4 protein-coding genes and 1 pseudogene are annotated in these 6,747 nt (G+C 69.3%); 3 read left to right on the top strand and 2 right to left on the bottom strand.

Annotation, left to right across the window (positions count from 1 at the left end; all coding sequences use genetic code 11):
• Positions 1-141: 141 nt before the first annotated feature.
• Positions 142-873, bottom strand: coding sequence for a DNA repair protein RecO (recO, locus tag NBW84_RS02050; protein WP_250281161.1), 732 nt, complete (start codon positions 871-873; stop codon positions 142-144).
• A gap of 250 nt (positions 874-1,123) precedes the next feature.
• On the opposite strand from recO, the gene NBW84_RS02045 reads away from it, so the two are divergent.
• Together NBW84_RS02045 and NBW84_RS02040 are read left to right on the top strand one after the other, a co-directional pair.
• Positions 1,124-1,726: an NUDIX domain-containing protein gene (locus NBW84_RS02045; protein ID WP_250281159.1), complete on the top strand. Its 603-nt coding sequence runs from the start codon at positions 1,124-1,126 to the stop codon at positions 1,724-1,726.
• A gap of 97 nt (positions 1,727-1,823) precedes the next feature.
• Complete coding sequence (locus NBW84_RS02040) at positions 1,824-3,077, top strand: ATP-binding protein (protein WP_250281157.1); 1,254 nt, start codon at positions 1,824-1,826, stop codon at positions 3,075-3,077.
• A gap of 63 nt (positions 3,078-3,140) precedes the next feature.
• Here NBW84_RS02040 and NBW84_RS02035 read toward each other — a convergent pair.
• Positions 3,141-4,700 (bottom strand): annotated as a pseudogene (locus tag NBW84_RS02035) (IS66 family transposase).
• A gap of 155 nt (positions 4,701-4,855) precedes the next feature.
• On the opposite strand from NBW84_RS02035, the gene NBW84_RS02030 reads away from it, so the two are divergent.
• Positions 4,856-6,747: TIR domain-containing protein (locus NBW84_RS02030; protein ID WP_250281155.1), on the top strand; the 1,892-nt coding region annotated here is incomplete at its 3' end.

The raw sequence follows: 6,747 nt of genomic DNA, 5'->3' as shown, positions 1-6,747 counted from the left end.
TTGTGGCGGCCCTGTCAGCCCTGTCAGCCCTGTCGGTGGCCCTGCTGACGGCCCTGTTAGCGGCCCTGTTGGTGGCCCTGCCAGTGGCCCTGTCGACGGTGGCTGCGTCAAGAATGCCCATGGCGTGCTGCCCGGTCCTGTTCACACCCGCTCCAGATGGGGCAATGTACGCAACCCGTATTCGAGATGCCACTGAAGGTATGCGGCAATGCATCCGCCGGCCTCGCGCCGGGTGCGGGTCTCGCTTGCCCCGGCGCGCTCCCAGTCCCCGGTGAGCAGATCGGACAGCAGCGTCACGGCGGCTGGGGACATCGACACCGCTCCATGCGGTCGGCATTCCGGGCACACTACGCCTCCCGCCGGGACGGAGAACGCGTGGTGGGGCCCCGGGTCCCCGCAGTGGGCGCAGTCCGCCAGCGCCATCCCGTAACCGGCGATGGTCAGCGCCCGGAGCAGGAACGCGTCCAGGACGAGGGACGGCGCCCGCTCACCCTGGGCGAGCGTGCGCAGGCCACCGACGAGGAGCAGGAACAGCCGCATCGCCGGCTGGCGCTCCTCGCTGGTCAGCCGCTCGGCGGTCTCCAGCATGACCGCCGCCGCGGTGTGCCGGGGATAGTCCGACGCGATCACCGCGCCGTACGGGCTGAGTATGTCGGCCTGGGTGACGGTGTCGAGCGAGCGTCCCTCGTGGAGCTGGAGATCGACGTAGGTGCCCGGCTCCAGCCGCGCGCCGAAACGGGACGACGTGCGGCGCACCCCCTTGGCCACCGCGCGTATCCGCCCGGTCCGCCGGGTCAGAACCGTGATGATGCGGTCGGCTTCGGCCAGCGGCGTCGTCCGCAGGACGACACCTTCATCTCGATAGACCGGCACCTGCCCATGGTTGCACGCATTCCGACAAGGGGGCAGAGCCCGGTCGAGATGATCGCGACACGTGCCGGCCACGGCCAGGCCAAAAGATCGATGCGGGGCCGAACCGCGACGGCCCGGCCTCGAGCGGAGCCGGACACGCTGCCGTCGTCACTTTCCGTATCTATCGCGTTTCCTCCCTCCGCCGTATGCCCGAAACGGCCGAGGAGCGTCCGGATACCGGCGGCACCGGCGCGGGGACGATGATGGACCGGTGCGAATCGTGCGGCGGGCGGCCCGAGCGATCCTGATCGACGACGACGGGTATCTGGTCGTGTTCCACCGGACACCACCCGGCGTGGCGCCCTACTGGTCCACGGTCGGCGGCGGGGTCGACCCCGAGGACGCCTCCGTCGAGGCGGCCCTGCACCGCGAGCTGGCCGAGGAGCTCGGCGCCACCGTCGACCGCGTCCAGCAGGTGTTCCTCACCAGCGAACCAAGGCCGCCGAAGGCGGGCGGCGACCGTGACGGCCGCCGGCCCGGCCTCGTCGTCCAGCACTTCTTCGTCTGCCGGCTGGTCACCATGGATCTCACCGCCCGCACCGGCACGGAGTTCACCAACCCCGCCAAGGGCGGCTACGACATCGAACGCGTCGACCTGCGCGGCGAGGACCTCGCGGGTTTCACGCTGCTGCCGCCGGCCCTCAAGGAATTCATCCTGGCCAACCGAGACGCCCTCCTGGACGCCGCCCTGACCCCGGCCAACGACCCCGCCACGCCCCCTGAACCCCCGGCAGATCCACCACGCGGTAAGCGGCAGATCCACCACGGGACGCCCGGCAGATCCACCACGACCCCCGCGGCAGATCCACCGTGATCTTTACGGCAGATCCACCACGGATCATGCGGCAGATCCACCACGACCCTCACGGCAGATCCACCATCGATCATGGTTGGCGATATCATCGGACGGGATGACGACCACTCCGGATCTCTACCCGCGCCATGCCGTCGACCTGGTCGAGCAGGCGCTCATCGACACGCGCGTCGTAGTGATCAACGGTGCCCGGCAGGTCGGCAAGAGCACACTCGCCCAACTGGTGGCCAGCGCCTCGGCCAACACCAGGATGTACTTCCTCGATGACGCGGCGGTCCGGGATGCCGCCGGAACAGACCCGACAGGATTCGTCCGCCATGACGGCCTGCTGCTGATCGACGAGATCCAGCGGGTGCCCGAACTGCTGCTCGGGATCAAACTCGCGGTCGACCGCGATCCCCGCCCGGGCCAGTTCCTGCTCACCGGCTCGGCTCGGCTGCTGGGCCTGCGCGACCTGCCTGACGCCCTGCCCGGCCGCAGCGAAACGATCGAGCTGTGGCCGTTGTCGCAGGGCGAGATCCACGGAGCCCCCGACAGTTTCATCGACACCGTGTTCAACCAGGGCCCGGACACACCCGCGCCGGAGAGCACCCTGCGCCGCCCGGACTATGTTGCCCGCGCCCTGCGAGGCGGTTATCCGGAGGCGGTACGCCGCACCGACACGCGGCGCCGTGGCCGGTTCTTCGACTCCTATCTGGCAGATCTCATCGCACGCGACATACGCCAGGTATCCGAGATCACGCGCGTCACCGAGCTACGCCGGCTGATCGGCGCGGTCGCGGCGTGCATGGCGGGCCTGGTCGTCCCCCAGCGACTCAGCCGCGATCTCGGCATCCCCGCGTCCACGGTCCGCCGCCATCTGGACGCGCTGGAGCTGATCTATGTTGTACGGAGAATCCCGGCATGGTCCAACAATCTGACCACGCGAGCGGTCGCCACGCCAAAAACAATCATGACCGACTCGGGGCTTGCCGGACACCTGACCGGTATGTCCCTCAAACGAGCGGCGCATCCAACGGCACCCGTCGGTCAACTGCTGGAGAACTTCGTCATCGGCGAGCTCGCGCGCCAACTGACCTGGGCAGAGGAGCCGGTACAACTCTTCCACTACCGTGACCGCGACGGTAATGAGGTGGACGCCGTGCTGGAACGCGCGTCAGGCGAGATCGTCGGCATCGAGGTCAAAGCCTCCGAGACGGTCCGCGCGGACGACTTCCGAGGGCTGCACCAGCTCGCCCGGAAAGCCGGTGACCAGTTCATCGCGGGCTACGTGATGTACACGGGAGCGCAGCCACTCCCGTTCGGCGACCGCATGCACGCCCTACCGATCGAAACGATCTGGACGCTGTGAGACAGGGATCCCGTTGTGTCCATTCACGGGTGGTGACTTGATCAACACCGTGTGGATGTTGGTTTAGATGGTGAGGGCGGGCAGGGCACTGGCCGCTCGCGGAACCGGTATCCAGGGTTTGCCCGCGAGGGCGTGGCGGATGGCGTCGATGGCGGTCAGGCCGTGGTCGCGGGCGGAGACGAGGTAGGCGCGCACGCGGAGGTAGCCCGCCAGGGTGCGGGGGGGTGTGCCAGTAGCCCGAGACGGCCTGGTGGCGTTTCGGGAGGCGGATGGCCTGCTCGGCGGGATTGTTCGTCCAGGGGATCGTGAAGTTGGTGGTGAACAGCCAGACCTGGTCGGCCTTCGTGGCGAGCCGGCGGGCGAGGACCAGACCGGGATGGTTGCGGTCATCGACGCGCCCGGCGCGAGCTGCTGCACCGCCCGCAACGACCTGATCAGATGGGCACAGCACCGCTGCCCCCCGGCGCGGGTGGGGTCGTACTGGTGCCAGCCGGCGTAGTCGTCGCGGGTCAGGTAGCCGGTGAACCCGTCGAGCACCCCGGTGGCGTCGATGGCCTCCGACGAGCGTGAACGGATCGCCGCGTACCAGACCAGCCCGGGTGTCGGCGTGCGCACGACCAGCAGGTGCGGGGTGCCCGACAGGACCGTGCCCGTGACCTCGTCCAGGTCCCTGCGTAGCACGTTGACCGGGGACTCGTCGCCGCACAGCACCGGCTCGGCGCGCAGCGCCGCCTTTATCGCTCCGTCGAACCCGGCCGCTTCCAGGTCGTGAGCGAGTCGTGCGTTCGCGCGGGCGACGAACCCGGCCGAGACCTCCACCCCCAGCAGCGCGCCGATGACCATCGCGGCCCGTTCCACCGGCACGTCGGCCTCCGAGGCCAGCAGCACCGCCGCCGCGTGCAGCCGGGGCCCGTAGGACACCGTGCCCGCCGCCGCGTGCGCCACCCCGGGCACCCCGGCGGTGGTGACCTTCCGACAGCAGCCGCAACGACGCCGCGGCAGCACCCACTCCACCTTCTCCAGCACCGGACCGAGCAGGTCCCAGACCTGCGCCCACGTGTCGGGGAGCACCGTGGCGCCGGTCAGGTCGGCCTCGCACGACGAGCACTCCAACGGCGGGTCCGCCGGTAACGACCGGTCCGGCTCGGCCTCCCGCCGCAGCCCCGCCCCCGGATGGCCCGGCTGCCCACCGGGCTTGCGGTCCTTGGACCGGACCCGCTCCGAGGCCTGGCGCCGCGGCGCCTTCCGCTTCTCTCTGACGCCGATCGGCTCCTTCGACGGCGGGACCGACGAGTTCGTGCTGTCCATCCCGACCCGCCGCCGCAACTCGGCGACCTCCAACTCCAGCTCGGTGACTTTCCGCTCTAGCTCCGCGGCCCGCCCACGCCCCTGGTCCCGCTCCGCGCGCACCGCGTCTATCTCCGCCTCATGGCGCGCCGCGGCGTCCTCCACCACCTGCCGCAACCGGCCGTTCACCACCGCGAGCTTCTCGTTACCCGCCTCAGCCTCAGCCAGACCCACCCGCGCCTGCGCCAGCCCGGCAGCCAACTCCTCGATCCGCGCCTCAGCCGCCGCCAGACACGGCTCCCACCACACGGACGGGCCAGTCACAACCCAGATCATCCGCCGCCAGCCCCGACCACCAGACACCAGCGGCGTGTCACACCAACGCAAACACCCAGCTCAGCGGACTACGATCTTGCACCCCTGAATGGACACATCCCGTTCTATCCGACCCAGGTCGCACAACCCATGCCGCAGGGTGGCATTCTCGACTTGTGGGCAACGGGGGCGACGCGGCCGGTAGTGACGACTACGAGTTCGACTTCTTCATCAGCCGCACGAAGGCGGACAGGGGCTGGGCGGAGTGGATCGCCTGGCACCTGGAGGCGACCGAACGGGAACCGGGCCGGCGGTTCCGAGTGCTGCTTCAAGACTGGGACTTCGTCCCGGGCAGGGACTGGACCGACCGTATGGAGGAAGGCATCCGACGGGCCGAACGAGTCCTGCCGGTCCTGTCCCCGGACTATCTCGGCAGCTCGCCCTTCGGTACAGCTGAATGGCGGCCGTTCTGGCGCTCCGATCCACAGGGACACCAGCGCCGGACGATTCCTGTTCGAGTTCGTGAATGCAAACCAGACGGACTGCTCGGATCAATTATCTATATCGACCTCATAGGTCTGAAGAACGAGGACGAGGCCGCGAGCCGCCTGCTATCCGGCATTCAGGCAGCCCTGGGAGGGCGTATCAAGCCGCCGGTCAAACCACCGTGGCCAGGCCATGAAATCGGCCACTTCAGGAGCATCGCGCCCCGCGCGGTGTCGACCCGGCCGGATTTTCCTGGCGCGTCATCCGACACCGACAGGATAGCCGGCGAAACAATCAGTGAATCCACCGTCACCGTGCTGCACCTGTCGGGAATGCGGTTACTCGCCCAGCCCGCAGCCGGCCGGACGCCTGCGACGCTGGTCACCTGGCTGTCCGACGACCTGCGCCGACTGGCTACCGGCGCCGACAGCGGCATCGACGTCGGCGCAGGCGGGCCACGTCCGGATCTCGTCGTCGTCACCGGCGACCTCACCGAGACGGGCACGAAACCCGAGTTCGAGCAGGCATATGACCTGCTGGCCGGGCTGGCCGACGCCCTGGGCCTCGACCACGACCGCTTCGCGATCATCCCAGGCAGTCACGACGTCAGCCGTAAGCTCTGCGAGGCGCACTTTCTTCAGCAGGAAGCCGAGGGCAAGGAGCCGATCCCGCCGTACTCGCCGAAATGGAAGTTCTTCAACAAGCTGCTGCGCCACTTCTACGACCCGGACACGGACATCGTTTTCCAGGTCGGTGAAGAATGGTCGCGTTTCGCCATGCCCGGCCTGAAGGTCGTGGTGGCGGGGCTGAACTCGACGATGGCCCAGTCACATCTGGTGCACCACGGCTGGCTGGGCACCGAGCAGCTCGGCAGCGTCGCCGACGCCCTGCACGAGTTCACCCGGGACGGCTGGCTGCGGATCGGCGCCGTGCACCACAGCCCCGCCGGCGAGAATCCTGACGAGCGCCCGCCGGGGATATCCGAGGACGGCGTCCTGCGGGACACCGAAGAGCTCGACCGGATTCTTGCCCCTCACCTGAACCTGCTGCTGCACGGGCAGGACACAGACGCCCACACGCTCCCGTCGGGCCTGCCCACACTCCCGCTGCGACAGGATGACGGCCGGCTAAGCTACCAGGTGATCCGGATCAACCGGACGGGGTTCACCTGTTTCGCGCCCGCTCACAGCCCTGCCGGCCGGCGGCAACCGGCCCACACGTCCCACGACCTCACCTCGGCGCACGCCGTCTTTCCCCCGCCAGCCCGAAGCGACCCCAACGGTTGCAACAAGCGACGGCCCCGACCGCCTGACCCCGACGAGACACCCCTGCCACCGCCGTGGCCCCGTGACCGTCCTCGGGACCTGCTGGACGACGCCGCCGAAGTGGCCAGGCTGCGCTACCCGGCCGCGACGGTCGAGCGGGTGGAGGCCGCCGGGGAACGAGCCGCCCACCTGCGGGTCTGGCGCGCCGAGGGGCAGGTGGTGGAGCAGCGTGTGATCGGCCTGCTCGACGGCAACGCCGATGCCGACGCGCTGGCGGAGTTCGTCCGGACGATCCACCGGCCCTACCTTGCCACGAG

Source organism: Protofrankia sp. CiP1_Cm_nod2 (assembly GCF_920664355.1).
In the GTDB taxonomy this organism is placed as follows: domain Bacteria; phylum Actinomycetota; class Actinomycetes; order Frankiales; family Frankiaceae; genus Protofrankia.
This window is presented reverse-complemented; position numbering and strand designations above follow the sequence as displayed.

Excerpts from the sequence above, each read along its gene's own strand:
- NBW84_RS02040 (WP_250281157.1), top strand. The coding sequence starts at position 1,824 with ATGACGACCACTCCGGATCTCTACCCGCGCCATGCCGTCGACCTGGTC.